We start from the raw sequence: 263 nt of genomic DNA on the forward strand, positions 1-263 counted from the left end.
GGTCCTAAGTCTCACCGCAACTCGACTGAGACGAAATGGGAAACAGGTTAATATTCCTGTGCCATCATGCAGTGAAAGTTGACGCCCTGGGGTCGATCACGCCGGGCATTCGCCCGGTCGAACCGTCAAACTCCGTGGAAGCCGTAATGGCACGAAGCGGACGAACGGCGGTACAGGGAAACGTGATTCAACCTGGGGCCCATGAAAAGACGAGCATGATGTCCGTACCGAGAACCGACACAGGTGTCCATGGCGGCGAAAGC

At 56.7% G+C, this 263-nt stretch carries 1 rRNA gene; it reads left to right on the forward strand.

Features of this window, described 5'->3' with window-relative positions:
* Positions 1-263: ribosomal RNA gene (locus tag C442_RS22420) — 23S ribosomal RNA — on the forward strand; the annotation flags it as partial.

This window comes from Haloarcula amylolytica JCM 13557, assembly GCF_000336615.1.
GTDB classification, from domain to species: domain Archaea; phylum Halobacteriota; class Halobacteria; order Halobacteriales; family Haloarculaceae; genus Haloarcula; species Haloarcula amylolytica.